Below are 18,295 nucleotides of genomic sequence, written 5' to 3' on the forward strand. Positions count from 1 at the left end.
CGGCCCGGATAAAATCCGCTCGGGGAAGTCGGGTCATGTCTCGACTCGACGCCAACACGACGTTTATTGCGCCGATAAACAGTGATCTGATATGTGTGATTTGCGAATTTTAGCTATGCAATCATCGAGATGCAGCAACTCCAGCCTTCTTTAAATGGAAACACAAAATCTGCAATCGATGGCAGATCGTGCGGGATATGGAGATTTTATAGGAGGGATCGCGCATCGCAAGGATGAACTCGGGCCAGATATCAGAGCCGATCTCGCGCTCTTCTCAACAACTCACGCAGCCCAGCGCTATCACGAAACACGGTGTCTGCGGACGACGACCACCAGATTTCTTGCAGCTCCCTATCGTCTACATGATCCCGCGTTATCTCATCGAGATACGAACGCAGGCGCGCGCGTTGTTGCGGATTTGAGAATGGGGACAAGACCGAATTGATTAATTCCGCTTCTGTTTCAACGCCGTCCAATATGCCCGCATAAAATTGGCGTGAGAATTTCTCGAATTCCGGTGGCTGCTGCATGTCGATCTCCGTCACTCCGTGGATGCGCGGCTCGGACGCAAAAGCCACGCGCCGAATTCAGGTCATGGATCAAGTAAAAACCAGCACTGCGATTATATTTGATATACAAGCTACCTTAGTTGCAGCAGCTCGGTATCCGAGGCGTCGTCGCGCGTGATCCCGTCGAGGAAGTCTTGCAGGCGGATCCGCTCCTGGCCGGTGAACGGATCGAGCACGATGTCACAGACCTCGTCGTCCGTCTTCCCAGTCGTGTCGAGGTCCTGGTAGAAACCCAGGCCGAGCCGATGGAATTCCGACGTGGGTTCGAGGCGCGGCTTCGCCATGGCGTCTTCCCTCTTCCCTCTGCGGCGTCCGGACCCGATCCCTCGGATTCTCTGGTCAGAGCCGGTCGCCGGCGCCGGCCAGGAAGGCGCGGAGATCCTGCACGGTGGGGAAGTAGATGTCGGCGTCCGTCTCATTCCACAGCCGTTCCAACGTCGCGTCGGACGCCTCGCGGACGGCCCGGTCGATGAACTGCCGCAGGCGGACGCGTTCCTCGCCACGAAAACGTCTGAGACCGAAATCGTACAGCTCCTCGAGCGTCGGCGCGATGCGATCGATGTCCTGGATGTACCAGCGGGCAAAGATCAGGAATTCCGGGGCGGCCTGCATGTCGATCTCAGTCGTTGCGCGGATAGGCGGTATGGATGCGGTACCCGCGGGGACTGCCCGGATCGTGAACGATGAACATTCCGACACCGTAGGTCGTGCGCAGATACGGCTCGAGCTGCCCCGCCGTGTAGGCTTCCCGCCCGGTTCTGTATCCGAAACGGGATGTCATGAAGGCATCGTCTCTTCTACCGGTTGCGACGTCATCGACCTCCGCAGCATTCTGCTCCAGTGTCCGATCGACAAAGTCGTTCGCAGTCTCCACCGACTCGAACGAGCCATCGCGCTTCAGGCCGTAACTGATGACCGGGAACGTCCTTCTGCTGGCCAGGACGCGACCCATCATCTCCGCATCCGTCTTGCCACATGCTCGCGAAGCGTATGCCCGCCGCGCGCCTCTTCCTCGGAGAGCAAGACCCTGTACCGGCGGTCGGCATCGTCCGAGACGTGGACGATCCGCGCATCGTCGGCGGAATCATGCCCGTCGCCCGTATCGCCATCCGTCCATTGGCCCCCGCTCGGGTTCCCGGCCGGCACGCGGGGTTGGTCGGCGTGATACGCACGCAGCGACAGGCGCAACCGCAGGAAGGCGACCTCCACGCGGTACGCGGCGATCAGCCATCTCGCCCGCAAAAGGCCCGTCGCGCCTGACGCCATGGACTGCACCCCTCGGATCTTCCTATATTCCTGTATAGGAATATAGTCAGAAGGCTCTCATCGCGGTTCTCAAACGCGAAGCGCCGGAGCCTCGAGGAGGCTCCGGCGCTTCGTCGTGGGCGATGGGAGCGGGCGTCGAGCCCGCCCCAGCCTCAGAGCGAGTAGTACATCGTGAACTCGACCGGGTGCGGGGTCATCTCGTAGCGCATGACCTCCTCCATCTTCAGGGCGATGAACGAATCGATCTGGTCGTCGGTGAAGACGTCGCCGGCCTTGAGGAAGGCGCGGTCGCGGTCGAGGTTCTGCAGCGCCTCGCGCAACGAGCCGCAGACGGTGGGGATCTTCTTCAGCTCGCGCGGGGGCAGGTCGTAGAGGTCCTTGTCCATGGCCGCGCCCGGATCGATCTTGTTCAGGATGCCGTCGAGCCCGGCCATCAGCAGCGCCGAGAAGGCGAGGTAGGGGTTGGCCATCGGATCGGGGAAGCGGACCTCGACGCGCTTGGCCTTCGGGCTCTTCGTCCACGGGATGCGGCAGGAGGCCGAGCGGTTGCGCGCCGAGTAGGCGAGCAGCACCGGGGCCTCGTAGCCCGGCACCAGGCGCTTGTAGGAGTTGGTCGACGGGTTGGTGAAGGCGTTCAGCGCCTTGGCGTGCTTGATGATGCCGCCGATGTACCACAGGCATTCCTGGGAGAGGCCGGCGTACTTGTCGCCGGCGAAGATCGGCTTGCCGTCCTTCCAGATCGACTGGTGCACGTGCATGCCCGAGCCGTTGTCGCCGAAGACGGGCTTCGGCATGAAGGTCGCGGTCTTGCCGAAGCTCTGCGCCACGTTGTGGATGCAGTACTTGTAGATCTGCATGTGGTCGGCGAGCAGCGTCAGCGTGTCGAACTTCATACCGAGCTCGTGCTGGGCGCTGGCGACCTCGTGGTGGTGCTTCTCCACCTTCACGCCCATGCCCTGCATCGCGGCCAGCATCTCGCCGCGCATGTCCTGGGCCGAATCCTGCGGCGGCACCGGGAAGTAGCCGCCCTTGGTGGCGACGCGGTGGCCGAGGTTGCCGCCCTCGTAGTCGGTGAAGCCGTTGGTGGGCAGCTCGGTCGAATCGAGCTGGAAGCCGGTGTGGTACGGGTCGGCGCCGAACTTCACGTCGTCGAAGACGAAGAACTCGGCCTCCGGGCCGACGTAGATCGTGTCGCCAATGCCGGTGGACTTGAGATAGGCCTCGGCGAGCTTGGCGGTGCCGCGCGGGTCGCGCGGGTAGGGCGCGCCGGTCGAGGGCTCGAGCACGTCGCAGACGATGACCATAGTGGCCGCCGAGAAGAACGGGTCCATCGTGGCGGTCGCTGGGTCCGGCATCAGCAGCATGTCGGATTCGTTGATCGCCTTCCAGCCGGCGATCGACGAGCCGTCGAACATCGTGCCTTCCTCGAAGATCTCGTCGTCCACCAGGCTGACGTCGAAGGTGACGTGCTGCCACTTGCCGCGCGGGTCCGTGAACCGGAAGTCGACATACTTGACGTCGTTGTCCCGGATGGTCTTGAGCACCTCGGCCGCTGTCGTCATCGTGGACGTCCTCCTGACATTCGTGGGCCGCCGCACCGTGCCGTGCGCCGGACGTGGGCTCCATACAGCCCGCGACGCCGTCGTGCCAACCGAAGGGGCCCGGAAATCGTCGTCGCGCGCCGGCGCGCGCGGCCTCGGACGACGGGCGGTGCCGCCGCATCGCCCGCGCCCGAGCCGAGCGGGGCGGCCCCCTCCGAGCCCGACGCTCACGCGGAGTTGAATGCCTCGGCCGCGCGGGGACGGGAACCGCCGGCGGGACGGCGTTTCGCTGGCACGGTCCCTGCTAGCGGGGTCTCGGTCGTCGGAAGCCCCGGAGCGGCTGCCGTTCCCGCTGGCTTTTCATCGTTAACGGACGAGAGACTCGGAATGACGAAATACAAACTCGAGTATTTGTGGCTCGACGGGTACACGCCGGTCCCGAATCTTCGCGGCAAGACCCAGATCAAGGACTTCGACGGCTTTCCGACCCTCGAGCAGCTCCCGCTCTGGGGCTTCGACGGCTCATCGACCCTGCAGGCCGAGGGCGGCTCGTCCGACTGCATGCTCAAGCCCGTGCGCCACTTCCCCGATTCCACGCGCAAGAACGGCGTGCTGGTGATGTGCGAAGTGATGATGCCGGACGGCAAGACCCCGCACCCGTCGAACAAGCGCGCCACCATCCACGACGACCCGGGCGCCTGGTTCGGCTTCGAGCAGGAATACTTCTTCTACAAGGACGGCCGCCCGCTCGGCTTCCCGTCGACCGGCTACCCCGCGCCGCAGGGCCCGTACTATTGCGGCGCCGGCTACTCGAACGTCGGCCCGATCGCGCGCCAGATCGTCGAGGAGCACCTCGACCTCTGCCTCGACGCCGGCATCAACCACGAGGGCATCAACGCCGAGGTGGCCAAGGGCCAGTGGGAGTTCCAGATCTTCGGCAAGGGCTCCAAGAAGGCCGCCGACGAGATGTGGGTCGCGCGCTACCTGCTGCAGCGCCTGTGCGAGAAGTACGGCATCGACGTCGAGTACCACTGCAAGCCGCTCGGCGACACCGACTGGAACGGCTCGGGCATGCACGCCAACTTCTCGACCACCTACCTCCGCGAGACCGGCGGCAAGGAATACTTCGAGAAGCTGATGGCGGCGTTCAAGGAGAACCTCGACGACCACATCGCCGTCTACGGCCCCGACAACCACATGCGGCTGACCGGCAAGCACGAGACCGCGGCGATCAACCAGTTCTCCTACGGCGTGGCCGACCGCGGCGCCTCGATCCGCGTGCCGCACTCCTTCGTCAACAACGACTACAAGGGCTACCTGGAAGACCGCCGTCCCAACAGCCAGGGGGACCCCTACCAGATCGCCTCGCAGATCCTGAAGACGGTCGAGTCGGTTCCGACCCACTGAGGTCCGGGATTTCGGCCTTACGCGGCGGCGCGGGTCTTCGGATCCGCGCCGTCTTTCGTTCCCCAGGCGCGTGCCGGTCGGAACGCGGACCCCCCTCTCCCGGAGGGGAGAGGAGGCCCTTCGGCGCTTCGCGGAGAGCTCACGCGCCGAAGATCGACCAGCCCATGCGCTTGGTCAGGCTTTCCAGCGCGATCCGGCCGAGATGCGAGTTGCCGGATTCGTCGAGGCCGGGCGACCAGACCGCGATCGAGGCCCGGCCCGGGGCGATCGCCAGGATGCCGCCGCCGACGCCGCTCTTGCCCGGCAGGCCGACCCGGTAGGCGAACTCGCCCGAGCCGTCGTAGTGGCCGCAGGTCAGCATCACCGCGTTGATGCGGCGCGCGCGCTCGGGCGGGATCACCGACAGGCCGGTGGCGGGGTTCCGGCCGGAATGGGCCAGGAAGCGCCCCGCCGTGGCGAGCTGCCGGCACGACATGCTGATCGCGCAATGGTGGAAGTAGACGCCGAGCGTGTAGTCGACCGGGTTCTCGACCACGCCGAAGGACTTCATGTAGTTGGCCAGCGCCACGTTGCGGAAGCCGGTGCGCTTCTCGGACGCCGCCACCGCCTCGTCGATGGCGATGGTCGGGTCGTTGGCGAGCGCCTGCATGAAGCGCAGGATCTCGCCCAGCGCCTCGCGCGGCTGGTGGCCGGACAGGATCACGTCGGTCACCGCGATCGCGCCGGCATTGATGAATGGGTTGCGCGGAACGCCCTGCTCGCGCTCCAGCTGCACGATCGAGTTGAACGGGCTGCCCGAGGGCTCGCGCCCGACGCGCTTCCACAGGGCGTCGCCGACCATGCCGAGCGCGAGCGTCAGGGTGAAGACCTTCGACACGCTCTGGATCGAGAACGGGGTCTCGCTGTCGCCGGCCGCGGCGATGGTGCCGTCGGCATCGATCACGACGAGGCCGAAGGCCTGCGGGTCGACGCGGGCGAGCTCGGGGATGTAGCGCGCGACCGTGCCCCGGTCGGAGCGCTGCCGCATCTCGTAGGCGATCTCCTCGACCACGCTGCGCAGGTGCGGAGCGAGGCTCACGCGCCGCCTCCCGGCGCGGGGCTCAGATCGCGTCCGGCCCGGTCTCGCCGGTGCGGATGCGGATCGCCTCCTCGATGGTCGAGACGAAGATCTTGCCGTCGCCGATGCGGCCGGTCTGGGCCGACTTGCGGATCGCCTCGACGGCGCCCTCGACCAGGGCGTCCGAGAGCACGATCTCGAGCTTCACCTTGGGCAGGAAATCGACGACGTATTCCGCGCCGCGATACAGCTCGGTGTGGCCCTTCTGGCGGCCGAAGCCCTTGGCCTCGATCACGGTGATGCCCTGGAGGCCGACCTCCTGGAGCGCCTCCTTTACCTCGTCGAGCTTGAAGGGCTTGATGATCGCTTCGATCTTCTTCATGCCGGACGGCCCAACCTGCGCTCTATGATGCCGAATTTCTATCACTCCACCGGTCCGGCCGCCACGCCGTTTTCAACCCGCCCCCGGGGAAACTGCCCATTCTGGTTGCATGAAATGCAAATCGTTTAGGCAATTTTGCTGTGAGGGCCGATTGTTTGGGCATCGGCTGGACCGTGCACGGGCAGCGTGGGTTCGAACGAGACGGAAGTGACGCGATGGACGGCTCACGCCTGATGACGGTCGACGCGATGAGGACCGTCGATGCGACGGCGATCGCCGGGGGCACGCCGGGCATCGCCCTGATGCGGGCGGCCGGCGCCGCGGTGGCGGAGCGGGCGCGGGCGCACCTGACCCCGGGCGGCCGGGTGCTCGTCCTGTGCGGCCCCGGCAACAACGGCGGCGACGGGATCGTCGCGGCCCGCCTGCTCGCCGAGGCCGGATACGGCGTCGATCTCGCCCTGCTCGGCCCCCGCGACGCCCTCTCGGGCGATGCGGCCGAGGCCGCGGCGGCGTGGACCGGGACGGTGCTGGGCTTGGCGGAGGCCGATCCGTCGCGCGCCGACCTCGTCGTCGATGCGCTGTTCGGCGCCGGCCTGTCGCGCGACCTCGAAGGGCCGGCCCGCCATGCGCTCGAGCGGGTCGCGGCGTCCGGGCGCCCGGTGCTGGCGGTCGACGTGCCGAGCGGGGTCGACGGCGATACCGGCGCCGTCCGCGGCTTCGCGCTCCGGGCGGTCGAGACCGTCACGTTCGTCGCGGAGAAGCCCGGCCACCGGCTGCAGCCCGGCCGCGGCCTGTGCGGCCGGCTGCACGTCGCCGGGATCGGCACCGGCCCGGCGGCGTTCGCGGCCGGGCTCGCGGTCGGCGCCCCGGCGTTCCGCAACGGACCGGAGGTCTGGGGCGCGCGCCTGCCGCGGCTCGCCGATGCGAGCCACAAGTACACCCGCGGCCACACCCTCGTGCTGTCGGGGCCGGCCACCCGCACCGGCGCGGCGCGGCTGGCCGCCCGCGGCGCGCTGCGGATCGGGGCCGGGCTCGTCACGGTGGCCTCGCCGGAGCGGGCGCTGGCGGAGAACGCCGCCCACCTCACCGCGATCATGCTGCGGCCGTGCGACTCCGCCGACGACCTCGACGACCTGCTCACCGACGAGCGCATCAACGCGATCCTGGCGGGCCCCGGCCTCGGCGTCGGCGAGGCGACGCGCGACCTCGTCGCGGTGGCGGCCGCCGCCGGGCGCGGCCTCGTGCTCGACGCCGATGCGCTGACGAGCTTTGCCAAGCAAGCGGCCCTGCTCGCCGCCCACCTCGCCGACGGCGACGCGAAGGCGGTGCTGACCCCGCATGCGGGCGAGTTCGCGAAACTGTTCGCGGGCACCGACGCCGTTGCGGAGGTCGGCAAGCTCGAGCAGGCCCGCCGCGCCGCCGCACGGGTCGGCGCCGTGGTGGTGCTCAAGGGCCCCGACACGGTGGTGGCCGCCCCCGACGGCCGCGCCGCGATCAACGACCACGCCACGCCGTGGCTCGGCACCGCCGGCTCGGGCGACGTGCTCGCCGGCCTGGTCGCGGGGCTCCTGGCCCAGGGCATGCCGCCGTTCGAGGCGGCCTGCGCCGCGGCCTGGCTCCACGGCGATGCCGGCCTGCGCCACGGCCCGGGGCTGATCGCCGAGGATATTCCGGAGTTGATGCCGGCGGTGCTGGCGGGGGTTCTGGAAGAGCTTGGAGGGTGACGACGGTCTTTTCCCTCGCCCCGCAAAGGGGGGAGGGAAGAAGCGGGCTGCGTCACGTCACCTCGAAGCAGGTCCACAGCCCGGTGTCGAACCGCTCCAGCACCGTCGCGCTGATCAGCCAGCGGCCGGGATTGTCGGCCTGGAAGGCGATGCGGGCGGTGCGGCCTTCGAGGAGCTGGAAGGTGTCGAGCCAGTAGGGCTCCCAGCCGTCGTCGAGGGGGTGGAGCAGGCGGAAGACGTGGCCGTGCAGGTGCAGCGCCTGCGGGAACGCGGTCTCGTTGCGCAAGGCCAGCACCACCACCTGGCCGCGCTTCACCGTGAAGATCGGCGCGAGGCCCGCGGTCGCGCTGGTGCCGTTGACCGACCAGATCCGGTTGGCGTCGCCGGAATAGGCCGGCTCCGCCTCGGGCTTGTCCTTCGAGAGGCTGGCGCCGCCGGTGATCACCACGTCGCGGCGCAGCGCGTTCTGCAGCTTGACCTCGCGCGGCAGCAGCGGGTTCTCGCCGATCGGCCCGATCGGCGGCCGCTTCTCGGTGACGGCCGAGCCCTTGGTGACGACGGTGGCGAGCTGCAGGCCCTGGCCGACCAGCGCGGTGATCGCACCCTTCGCGTCGGCCTCCGCCGGCAGGTCGATCAGCAGGTCGTAGCGGGTGCCGGGCGGGAACGGCAGCGTCGCGCGCAGCGGCTCGAACGTGTCGGTCGGCTGGCCGTCGACGGCCGCGACGTAGACCTTCAGGCCCTCGAAGCGGATGCGGGTCGCCCGGGCGTTGCAGGCGTTGCCGAGCCGCACCCGGATCCGGCTGCCCGGCCGCGCCTCGAAGGTGGCCGGCACGTTGGCGCCGTTGATGGTCAAGAGGTTGCCGAGCCGCCCGTTGCTCGCCGCGAACGCGGTCTGGCCGAAGGGCAGCAGCGCGCCGTCGTCCTGCAGGCGCCAGTCCTGCATCAGCAGCGACACGTCGGCCTCGACCGCGGGCGGCGCCTTCTCCTCCACGATCAGGAAGCCGGCGAGGCCCCGGCCGGACGGCTCGCTCGATCCGCCGACCACGAGCGGACGGACCAGGAAGGTGCCGGCGTCGGGCGGCACGAAATCGTAGGTGAAGTCGGCGCCGGGCGCGATCGGCGCCTGCGTCACGCCGCCGACGCCGTCCATGGCGTTCTTGTTGCGCACCCCGTGCCAGTGCAGCGAGAGCGGCTTGTCGGTCCTGTTCTCGACCCGCACGCGCACGGCCTCGCCGAGCTTCACCCGGAACGTCGGAGGCGCCGAGGTCCCGTCGAACGACCATACGGCGGTCTCGGGGGCGGGCTCGGGCCGGAAGCGCGTCTTGGACGGCGCCGCCTTCGCGGCGCGCGGCTCCGGCAGCGGCGCGGTCGGCGCCCCCGGCGCAGGAGCCGCGGGCTTGCCCTGGGCCCGGCCGCCCCGCGGGAGCAGGAGGAACGCGGCGCTTCCCAGGAAGAGCGCCCGACGCGACGCGCCGTGTCGAGATTCGGTCGGCGGCGCGGATCGGGCTGTCGGCATGGAACCTCGGAGCGGCGGGGCGCGCGCGGAATCCGGGGCGGATTCCGGGGCCGCCGCTTGTAGCCGCCGCCCCCGCGCGGCGCCACCGTTTCGGACCCGCAAGTTTTTTGCTGCGGCCTGTGCCTCGCATGCTATAGACCCGCCCTCCGGCGGCCGGACACGCGCCGGGCATCGGCGCTCGCGGGCGTGGCGGAACTGGTAGACGCGCTGGATTTAGGTTCCAGTGTCGCAAGACGTGGGGGTTCGAGCCCCTCCGCCCGCACCAGCTCCGCCGTCGGAAACGGAAACGGCCGATCCCTGTGCGGACGCGGGCGGCCGGCTCCGCCCAGCGGATGCCGTTCGCCTCGCGCGGTCCCGCTTCCCCGTACCGAACCCGCGACTCCGCCAGGCCTCAGCAAGGGCCGCACCCGGATGCTCGCGCATACGATCACACGGACTTTGAGAGCGACGACGATGCAGGTGACCGAGACACACTCCGAGGGGCTGAAGCGCACGTTTCAGGTGTCCCTCGCCGCGAGCGAGCTCGAGGATCGCCTGAACACCGAGCTGTCGGGCATGAAGGACAAGGTCCAGCTCAAGGGCTTCCGGCCGGGCAAGGTGCCGGTGGCGCACCTGCGCAAGGTCTACGGCCGCTCGGTGATGGCCGACGTGGTGCAGAACGCCGTCAACGAGGCGAACCAGAAGATCGTCGCCGACAACGGCCTCAAGCTCGCCCTCGAGCCGCAGATCGAGTTCCCCTCCGACCAGTCGGTGGTCGAGAAGGCGCTCGACGCCAAGGCCGACCTCTCGTTCAAGGTCGCCCTCGAGGTGCTGCCGAGCTTCGAGCTCGCCGACCTCTCCGACGTCAGCCTGACCAAGCTGGTCGCCACCCCCTCGGACACCGAAGTGAACGAGGCGCTGGAGCGCATGGCCGGCCAGAGCCGCCCGTTCACCGAGCGCGACGCCGGCGCGGCCGCCGAGACCGGCGACCGCCTCACCATCGACTTCGTCGGCCGCATCGACGGCACCGAGTTCGAGGGCGGCAAGGGCGAGGGCATCGATCTCGAGCTCGGCTCGAACTCCTTCATCCCCGGCTTCGAGGAGGCGCTGGTCGGCGCCAAGGTCGGCGAGCAGCGCCTCGTCAAGGCGACCTTCCCGGAGGCCTACGGCGCCGAGCAGCTCGCCGGCAAGGACGCCGAGTTCGACGTGACCGTCACCAAGATCCAGGCCCCGGGCGAGGCCAAGATCGACGACGACTTCGCCAAGGGCATGGGCCTCGACTCCCTCGACGCGCTCAAGGAGGCGGTGGCCAAGGCGATCGGCACCGACTTCGAGGCGGCCTCGCGCCGCAAGCTCAAGAAGGAGCTCCTCGACGCGCTCGACGGCCGCTACGCCTTCGACCTGCCGCCCTCGCTCGTCGCGCAGGAATTCGCCAGCGTCTGGGCCCAGGTCGAGCAGGACCTGAAGGCCCGCGGCAAGACCTTCGAGGACGAGGACACCACCGAGGAGAAGGCCACCGCCGAGTACCGCAAGATCGCCGAGCGTCGCGTGCGCCTCGGCTTGGTGCTTGCGCAGGTCGGCGAGAGCGCCGATATCAAGGTCTCCGACGAAGAGGTGAACCAGGCCCTCATCGCCCGGGTCCGGCAGTTCCCGGGCCAGGAGCAGCAGGTCTGGGATTTCTACCGGAAGAATGCGCAGGCGCTCGCCGAGCTTCGGGCGCCGCTGTTCGAGGAGAAGGTCGTCGACCACGTCCTCGGCCAGGTCAAGCTGGTGGAGGAGCCCGTCTCGAAGGAGACGCTCTTCGCCGACGAGGAAGCCGACGACGCCGGCGACGGGAAGGTCGACGCCAAGTCGGCCGACTCGACGTCCGCCGAGGCGGCGCCGGCTGAATCGAAGGCCGACTGAGCCCGCGCTCGTCTCGAGGCGGCGGGCATATGGTTAGGCGGCGTTAAGGAATGCCGTCGTTCGCTGACGCGCCCGGCCTCTCCGTGATTCGCGGAGGGCCGGGCCCCTTGGAGCCCAAAAGGCCATGATGAGAGATCCGGTCGACTATTATAACAGCGCGCTCGTGCCCATGGTGGTCGAGCAGTCGAGCCGCGGCGAGCGAGCGTTCGACATCTACTCGCGACTGCTGCGCGAGCGGATCATCTTCCTCACCGGACCGGTCGAGGATTACGGCGCGTCGCTGATCGTCGCGCAGCTGCTGTTCCTCGAGGCCGAGAACCCGAAGAAGGAGATCTCCTTCTACATCAACTCGCCCGGCGGCGTGGTGACCTCGGGCCTGTCGATCTACGACACGATGCAGTTCATCCGCTGCCCGGTGACGACGCTCTGCGTCGGCCAGGCCGCCTCGATGGGCTCGCTGCTCCTCACCGCCGGCGAGCCGGGCCACCGCTTTGCTCTGCCCAACGCCCGCATCATGGTCCACCAGCCGTCCGGCGGGTTCCAGGGCCAGGCCACCGACATCCTGATCCACGCCCGCGAGATCGAGGCGCTGAAGAAGCGCCTCAACGAGATCTACGTGAAGCACACCGGGCGCGACTACGACTCGATCGTCCAGGCGCTGGAGCGCGACAACTTCATGACCGCCGATGCGGCCAAGGAGTTCGGCCTGATCGACGAGGTCATCCAGAAGCGGCCCGAGCCGGCCTCCGCCTGAGGAGGCCGCATGCCCTCGCCCGGCGGCCGCGGCGTCGCCGGGGGAGGGGTGTGGCGATCGCGGCCTTGATCCCGCCGCGGCCGCGTGTTTGCATCGGGGTTCGCGGCGACCGGTTCGCGAGGGACCCCAGGCAAAGACGCGCAGGTGACTTTTTCTTTAAGCGGATTCCCTTACTTGTAAACGATGCGCGTGTGCCCCCGGCTGGCAGCGCACGCACGAATCGGAGACCGATATGAGCAAGACTGGCGGCACCGACTCCAAGAGCACGCTGTACTGCTCGTTTTGCGGCAAGAGCCAGCACGAGGTCCGCAAGCTGATCGCGGGCCCGACGGTGTTCATCTGCGACGAGTGCGTCGAGCTGTGCATGGACATCATCCGCGAGGAGTCGAAATCCTCCCTGGTGAAGAGCCGCGACGGCGTGCCCACGCCGAAGGAGATCCGGCGCGTCCTCGACGACTACGTCATCGGCCAGGACTTCGCGAAGAAGGTCCTCTCGGTCGCGGTGCACAACCACTACAAGCGCCTCGCCCACGCGACCAAGCACAACGACGTCGAGCTGGCCAAGTCCAACATCATGCTGATCGGGCCGACGGGCTCGGGCAAGACGCTGCTCGCGCAGACGCTGGCCCGCATCCTCGACGTGCCGTTCACCATGGCGGACGCGACCACGCTGACCGAGGCGGGCTACGTCGGCGAGGACGTCGAGAACATCATCCTCAAGCTGCTCCAGGCCTCGGACTACAACGTCGAGCGGGCGCAGCGCGGCATCGTCTACATCGACGAGATCGACAAGATCTCGCGCAAGTCCGACAACCCCTCGATCACCCGCGACGTCTCGGGCGAGGGCGTGCAGCAGGCGCTCCTGAAGATCATGGAAGGCACCGTCGCCTCCGTGCCTCCGCAGGGCGGCCGCAAGCACCCGCAGCAGGAGTTCCTGCAGGTCGACACGACCAACATCCTGTTCATCTGCGGCGGCGCCTTCGCCGGGCTCGAGCGGATCATCTCGGCGCGCGGCAAGGGCACCTCGATCGGCTTCGGCGCGACCGTGCAGGCCCCCGACGACCGGCGCACCGGCGAGGTGTTCCGCTCGGTCGAGCCCGAGGACCTGCTGAAGTTCGGCCTCATCCCCGAGTTCGTCGGCCGCCTTCCCGTGCTGGCGACGCTCGAGGACCTCGACGAGGACGCCCTCAAGAAGATCCTCCAGGAGCCGAAGAACGCCCTGGTGAAGCAGTACCAGCGGCTGTTCGAGATGGAGAACGTCGACCTGACGTTCCAGGACGAGGCGCTGTCGCTCGTCGCCCGCAAGGCGATCGAGCGCAAGACCGGCGCCCGCGGCCTGCGCTCCATCCTGGAGACGATCCTCCTCGACACGATGTACGACCTGCCGGGCCTCGACTCGGTGGAGCAGGTCGTGATCGGCCCCGAGGTGGTCGAGGGCAAGTCGCGCCCGCTCTTCATCCACGGCGACCGCAACAAGGAAGCGCCGGCCAGCGTCAGCGCCTGACGTGCGCCGGCGCACATGCGCTAAGTCCTTGACGGAGCGGGCCGATCACGGATCGGCCCGCGACAGGTGGGCACCTTGAAACGGGGCTCCTGGAAAACCACCTGAGGCTCAGCGCAGTGGCCGCTGCCTCCCTTGAGGGGCGGTACCGCGCCACCAGCCGCAAAGTCTCCAGCAGACCTATCCCGACCCTCGCGGCCCGGTCGGCCCCTGGCAGGAAGCTTGCTCCGAATCGGAGGAGCGACCGCCCGGCGTCCCTCATGAGGAAGTCAACGATGACCCAATCGAAATCTCGCCAGCCGGTCGTTCCGGGCTCGACCGGCTCCTACGCCGTCCTGCCGTTGCGCGACATCGTCGTCTTCCCGCACATGATCGTGCCCTTGTTCGTGGGTCGCGAGAAGTCCATCCGCGCGCTCGAGGAGGCGGTCAAGACCGACCGCCACATCCTGCTCGCCACCCAGATCAACGCCGGCGACGACGACCCGGCCACCGACGCGATCTACACGATCGGGACGCTCGCCTCCGTGCTGCAGCTCCTGAAGCTGCCCGATGGCACCGTGAAGGTGCTGGTCGAGGGCGGCGGCCGTGCCAAGATCACCGGCTTCACCCGCTCGGACGAGTATTACGAGGCCGAGGCCGAGGCCCTGGTCGACGAGCTCGGCGACAAGGTCGAGGCCGAGGCGCTCGCGCGCTCGGTGCTCTCGGAGTTCGAGAACTACGTCAAGCTCAACAAGAAGATCTCGCCCGAGGTCGTCTCCGCGGTCACGCAGATCGAGGAGCCCTCGAAGCTCGCCGACACGATCGGCTCGCACCTTCTCGTCAAGATCGCCGACAAGCAGGCGATCCTGGAGACGCCGACGGTGGCCGCGCGCCTGGAGCGCGTGCTGTCGCTGATGGAGAGCGAGATCTCCGTGCTGCAGGTGGAGAAGCGCATCCGTACCCGCGTCAAGCGGCAGATGGAGAAGACCCAGCGCGAGTACTACCTCAACGAGCAGATGAAGGCGATCCAGAAGGAGCTCGGCGACGAGGACGGCCGCGACGAGCTGGCCGAGCTCGAGGACAAGATCGAGAAGACCAAGTTCACCAAGGAAGCGCGCGAGAAGGCGTCGGCCGAGCTGAAGAAGCTGCGCCAGATGTCGCCGATGTCGGCCGAGGCGACGGTGGTGCGCAACTACCTCGACTGGATGCTCGGCATCCCGTGGAACAAGCGCTCGAAGATCAAGAAGGATCTCCTCGGCGCCCAGGTCCTGCTCGACGGCGACCATTTCGGCCTGGAGAAGGTCAAGGAGCGGATCGTCGAGTACCTCGCCGTGCAGCAGCGGGCCAACAAGCTCACCGGGCCGATCCTCTGCCTCGTCGGGCCCCCCGGCGTCGGCAAGACTTCGCTCGGCAAGTCGATCGCCAAGGCGACGGGTCGCGAGTTCGTGCGGATGTCGCTCGGCGGCGTGCGTGACGAGGCCGAGATCCGCGGCCACCGCCGGACCTACATCGGCTCGATGCCCGGCAAGATCGTCCAGTCGATGCGCAAGGCCAAGACCTCGAACCCACTCATCCTGCTCGACGAGATCGACAAGATGGGCATGGATTTCCGCGGTGACCCCTCTGCCGCCCTGCTGGAGGTTCTCGACCCCGAGCAGAACGCGACCTTCAACGACCATTACCTCGAGGTCGACTACGACCTGTCGAACGTGATGTTCGTGACGACCGCCAACACCCTCAACATCCCTGGGCCCCTGATGGACCGCATGGAGGTGATCCGCATCGCCGGGTACACCGAGGAGGAGAAGGTCGAGATCGCGCGCAAGCACCTGATCCAGAACGCGCTGAAGAAGCACGGCCTGGACAGCAAGGAATGGTCGATCGACGACGAGGCCCTGCTGATGCTCGTCCGCCGCTACACGCGGGAGGCGGGCGTGCGCAACCTCGAGCGCGAGCTGTCGAACCTGATCCGCAAGGCGGTGAAGGAGATCCTCATCACCAAGGTGAAGAGCGTCGAGATCGACGTCGAGCGCCTGCAGGTCTTCCTCGGCCCGCCGAAGTTCCGCTACGGCGAGATCGATGCCGACGACCAGGTCGGCGTGGTCACCGGGCTGGCCTGGACCGAGGTCGGCGGCGAGCTGCTGACGATCGAGGGCGTCATGATGCCGGGCAAGGGCAAGATGACGGTCACGGGCAACCTGAAGGACGTGATGAAGGAGTCGATCTCGGCGGCGGCGAGCTACGTCCGCTCGCGGGCGCTCGACTTCGGCATCGAGCCGCCGCTGTTCGAGCGTCGGGACATCCACGTCCACGTGCCGGAGGGGGCGACCCCGAAGGACGGGCCCTCGGCCGGCATCGCCATGGCGACCGCGATCGTCTCGACCTTCACCGGCATCCCGGTGCGCCGCGACATCGCCATGACCGGCGAGGTCACGCTCCGCGGGCGGGTGCTGCCGATCGGCGGCTTGAAGGAGAAGCTGCTCGCCGCGCTCCGCGGCGGCATCAAGACGGTGCTGATCCCCGAGGAGAACGCCAAGGACATCGCCGAGGTGCCCGACAGCGTGAAGAACGGGATGGAGATCATCCCCGTCGCGATGATGGATCAGGTCCTCAAGCACGCCCTGGTGCGCCAGCCCGAGGCGATCGCCTGGGAGGAAGTGATCCCGGTCAAGAAGACGGCCGAGGACGGCGCCGCCTTCGTCGCCCACTGACCGCCCGAGCATGAACGACGAGGCCCCGGAGCACCGCTCCGGGGCCTTTCGCTTGCATGGTCCCCCGCGAAAGGCCGCCCATGCGCATCCTGGTGATCAATCCCAACACCACCGAGGCCGTGACCGAACGCGTCGCCGCGCATGTCCGCCGGATCGCGGGGGCCGCCGCCACGATCGTGCCGGCGACAGGCCGCTTCGGGGCCCGCTACATCGCCAGCCGGAGCGCCGCGGCGATCGCCGGCCACGCCGCGCTCGACGCCTTCGCCGAGCACGGGGCCGGATGCGATGCGGTCTACCTCGCCTGCTTCGGCGATCCCGGCCTGCTGGCGCTGCGCGAGATCGCCCCCGTCCCGGTCGTCGGCATGGCCGAGGCCGCCTGCCGCGAGGCGGCCTCGGCCGGGCGCTTCGCCATCGTCACCGGGGGGACGGCGTGGCGGCCGATGCTGAGCGAGTTCGTCGCGCTCCTCGGCCTGTCGGACCGGCTCGCCGGCCTCCGCACGACGAACGCCACCGGCGGCGAGATCCACCGCGACCCGGACGCGGCCCTGGCCGACCTGATCGCCGCCTGCCGCGCCTGCGCCGACGAGGACGGGGCCGACACGGTGATCCTCGGCGGCGCCGGCCTGGCGGGCCTCGCCGAGCGCATCCAGCCCGCGGTTCCGGTACGGGTCCTGTGCTCGGTGGAGGCCGGCACCCGCGCGGTCCTCGCCGCCGCGGCCCGACCCGGCCCCACGCCGCCCGACCGCCCGGCGATCGACAGCGCCGGCCTGTCCCCGGCCTTGGCGCAGCTCCTGGCCGGCGCGTAGGGGGGCGCCGCGCGCCTCGGCCTTGCCTCGGTGCCGCGGCATGCCGTACCACGCGGGCGCGGGCGGTTAGCTCAGTTGGTAGAGCGTCTCCTTTACACGGAGAGGGTCGGCGGTTCGAGCCCGTCACCGCCCACCAGTAAGATCAATGGGTTAGGGCAACTTGTCGAAGTTTTTGGGCAGTTCGTCCCTAAGAACTCCCCAGAAACCTCAAATCTTATGGGGCACCATGCCCAGTCCGACCGCTGGCGACCTGTCCAAGGCGAAGACGATCACTGACGGCGAGGTAAACGCAGCCGTCGATGTTTTCATAACGGACCTGCGACGCACATCTTCCGGTTCAAAAGCGGTCACTGCCTAGATCTCACCGACGCCGTGAGGACACATTAGCCCGCACGGGGGCGGTCGCCCATCCATACCGCACGGTGAAGTTCCGGCGCGGGATGGTGCGCACCGCCATCCTGCTTGCGTGGCCGGTTGCGCTGCAAGCGACGAGCCCTTCCATGCGGAAAGCGCGAAGAACCGTTTGTCGCTCTACCTGATCGGATCGGGACTCCTTGTGTTGCTCGCGGCCGAAGTGTGGATCCGGCTCGCGTAAGCGACCTCGATTTAAGCTTGTCCCTCTGCATCATGGTCACGGAGGAGTCGGTCCAGGTGATCGACAACGCCGATCGGGTGATCTTTTACGTCTGCGTGTGCGCCGAGCCCGAGCAGCCAAAAAGCATGAAGCGCCTATCTCCGTTAGAAGCTTTAGCTGCCGCACAGGTCGCTGCACGGACGCTGACGGATCGGATCTAGCGTGGCGGATGAGCCGGCCGTTCGCGGCCGTGCCCTGGAAGCCCTTCGCGCTGCCGCAATGCACCCGATGGGCCCTGCGCGTCTCCGCCCACCCGATAGCCCTGCGAACAAGGGTGCTGTCGCGTTTATGCATCAGGGGGCATAAAGCCGACTTTGCGGGTGGATTCGCCTGCGAGCGATTTACCCATCCTGGTTTACAGTGGGCCAAGGGCGGGCGTGACCGGGCCGGCGTGTAAGCGCCGCATCCGTTGCAAGACGGACGAGATGGTCTTCGAGAAACCGCAAGGGCTGATCGACGTGACACAACGCAAACCTGCGACGCGCCCCGCGCTTCGGCTGGCCGGCCTCGCCGTCGCCGCCGGGCTGACGGCCGGTCCGGCAGCGTCCGAGACGCTGGAATCGG

At 68.2% G+C, this 18,295-nt stretch carries 17 protein-coding genes and 2 tRNA genes; 10 read left to right on the forward strand and 9 right to left on the reverse strand.

From position 1 onward, the window contains the following. Positions 1 to 251: 251 nt before the first annotated feature. The 6 genes from MKK68_RS24310 to glnA all read right to left on the reverse strand — a co-directional run bounded on the left by MKK68_RS24310 (position 252) and on the right by glnA (position 3,397). Positions 252 to 530 (reverse strand): hypothetical protein, encoded by a 279-nt coding sequence (locus MKK68_RS24310; protein ID WP_243950684.1) that lies wholly within the window; start codon positions 528 to 530, stop codon positions 252 to 254. A 110-nt stretch (positions 531 to 640) separates the two neighbouring features. After that, complete coding sequence (locus tag MKK68_RS24315; RefSeq protein ID WP_244033161.1) at positions 641 to 853, reverse strand: hypothetical protein; 213 nt, start codon at positions 851 to 853, stop codon at positions 641 to 643. Between the two features lie 55 nt (positions 854 to 908). Continuing rightward, positions 909 to 1,181, reverse strand: a complete 273-nt coding sequence (locus tag MKK68_RS24320; protein WP_244033162.1) for a hypothetical protein — start codon at positions 1,179 to 1,181, stop codon at positions 909 to 911. Between the two features lie 7 nt (positions 1,182 to 1,188). Continuing rightward, the gene (locus MKK68_RS24325) at positions 1,189 to 1,524 is read right to left on the reverse strand and encodes an RNase A-like domain-containing protein (RefSeq protein ID WP_244033163.1); all 336 of its coding nucleotides are present in this window, start codon (positions 1,522 to 1,524) and stop codon (positions 1,189 to 1,191) included. Continuing rightward, on the reverse strand, positions 1,521 to 1,835 hold the full coding sequence (locus MKK68_RS24330) for a hypothetical protein (RefSeq protein WP_244033164.1): 315 nt from the start codon (positions 1,833 to 1,835) through the stop codon (positions 1,521 to 1,523). The genes MKK68_RS24325 and MKK68_RS24330 overlap by 4 nt, the downstream gene beginning before the upstream one ends. A 152-nt stretch (positions 1,836 to 1,987) precedes the next feature. After that, positions 1,988 to 3,397 (reverse strand): type I glutamate--ammonia ligase, encoded by a 1,410-nt coding sequence (gene glnA, locus MKK68_RS24335; RefSeq protein WP_147727913.1) that lies wholly within the window; start codon positions 3,395 to 3,397, stop codon positions 1,988 to 1,990. A gap of 366 nt (positions 3,398 to 3,763) precedes the next feature. Between glnA and MKK68_RS24340 the strand changes: the two genes are divergently transcribed. Continuing rightward, positions 3,764 to 4,783 carry a glutamine synthetase beta-grasp domain-containing protein gene (locus MKK68_RS24340; protein ID WP_147727912.1) on the forward strand — a complete coding sequence of 340 codons (1,020 nt, stop codon included), beginning with the start codon at positions 3,764 to 3,766 and terminating at the stop codon, positions 4,781 to 4,783. A 139-nt stretch (positions 4,784 to 4,922) separates the two neighbouring features. Here the strand turns inward: MKK68_RS24340 and MKK68_RS24345 are convergent, their stop codons facing one another. Together MKK68_RS24345 and MKK68_RS24350 are read right to left on the reverse strand one after the other, a co-directional pair. Beyond that, positions 4,923 to 5,861, reverse strand: a complete 939-nt coding sequence (locus MKK68_RS24345; RefSeq protein ID WP_147727911.1) for a glutaminase — start codon at positions 5,859 to 5,861, stop codon at positions 4,923 to 4,925. Positions 5,862 to 5,883: 22 nt separating this feature from the next. Beyond that, positions 5,884 to 6,222, reverse strand: a complete 339-nt coding sequence (locus MKK68_RS24350) for a P-II family nitrogen regulator (protein WP_147727910.1) — start codon at positions 6,220 to 6,222, stop codon at positions 5,884 to 5,886. Between the two features lie 215 nt (positions 6,223 to 6,437). Between MKK68_RS24350 and MKK68_RS24355 the strand changes: the two genes are divergently transcribed. Then, positions 6,438 to 7,946, forward strand: coding sequence for an NAD(P)H-hydrate dehydratase (locus tag MKK68_RS24355; protein ID WP_244033165.1), 1,509 nt, complete (start codon positions 6,438 to 6,440; stop codon positions 7,944 to 7,946). Between the two features lie 52 nt (positions 7,947 to 7,998). Here the strand turns inward: MKK68_RS24355 and MKK68_RS24360 are convergent, their stop codons facing one another. After that, the gene (locus MKK68_RS24360; RefSeq protein ID WP_244033166.1) at positions 7,999 to 9,462 is read right to left on the reverse strand and encodes a multicopper oxidase family protein; all 1,464 of its coding nucleotides are present in this window, start codon (positions 9,460 to 9,462) and stop codon (positions 7,999 to 8,001) included. Positions 9,463 to 9,642: 180 nt separating this feature from the next. On the opposite strand from MKK68_RS24360, the gene MKK68_RS24365 reads away from it, so the two are divergent. The 8 genes from MKK68_RS24365 to MKK68_RS24400 all read left to right on the forward strand — a co-directional run bounded on the left by MKK68_RS24365 (position 9,643) and on the right by MKK68_RS24400 (position 17,892). Beyond that, positions 9,643 to 9,727: transfer RNA gene (locus tag MKK68_RS24365), tRNA-Leu, on the forward strand. 188 nt (positions 9,728 to 9,915) lie between these two features. Then, entirely contained in the window at positions 9,916 to 11,346 is a 1,431-nt protein-coding gene (gene tig, locus MKK68_RS24370) for a trigger factor (RefSeq protein WP_244033167.1), read from the forward strand. Between the two features lie 127 nt (positions 11,347 to 11,473). Next, positions 11,474 to 12,100, forward strand: a complete 627-nt coding sequence (locus tag MKK68_RS24375; protein ID WP_147727618.1) for an ATP-dependent Clp protease proteolytic subunit — start codon at positions 11,474 to 11,476, stop codon at positions 12,098 to 12,100. Between the two features lie 232 nt (positions 12,101 to 12,332). Further along, on the forward strand, positions 12,333 to 13,604 hold the full coding sequence (gene clpX, locus MKK68_RS24380) for an ATP-dependent Clp protease ATP-binding subunit ClpX (RefSeq protein ID WP_147727615.1): 1,272 nt from the start codon (positions 12,333 to 12,335) through the stop codon (positions 13,602 to 13,604). Between the two features lie 272 nt (positions 13,605 to 13,876). Next, positions 13,877 to 16,291: an endopeptidase La gene (lon, locus tag MKK68_RS24385; protein ID WP_147727616.1), complete on the forward strand. Its 2,415-nt coding sequence runs from the start codon at positions 13,877 to 13,879 to the stop codon at positions 16,289 to 16,291. Positions 16,292 to 16,371: 80 nt separating this feature from the next. Then, positions 16,372 to 17,097, forward strand: a complete 726-nt coding sequence (locus tag MKK68_RS24390) for an aspartate/glutamate racemase family protein (RefSeq protein ID WP_244033168.1) — start codon at positions 16,372 to 16,374, stop codon at positions 17,095 to 17,097. A 60-nt stretch (positions 17,098 to 17,157) separates the two neighbouring features. Then, positions 17,158 to 17,233: transfer RNA gene (locus MKK68_RS24395), tRNA-Val, on the forward strand. 515 nt (positions 17,234 to 17,748) lie between these two features. Continuing rightward, complete coding sequence (locus tag MKK68_RS24400) at positions 17,749 to 17,892, forward strand: hypothetical protein (RefSeq protein WP_244033169.1); 144 nt, start codon at positions 17,749 to 17,751, stop codon at positions 17,890 to 17,892. Positions 17,893 to 18,295 lie beyond the last annotated feature (403 nt).

This window comes from Methylobacterium sp. E-016 (assembly GCF_022829745.1).
Lineage (GTDB): Bacteria > Pseudomonadota > Alphaproteobacteria > Rhizobiales > Beijerinckiaceae > Methylobacterium.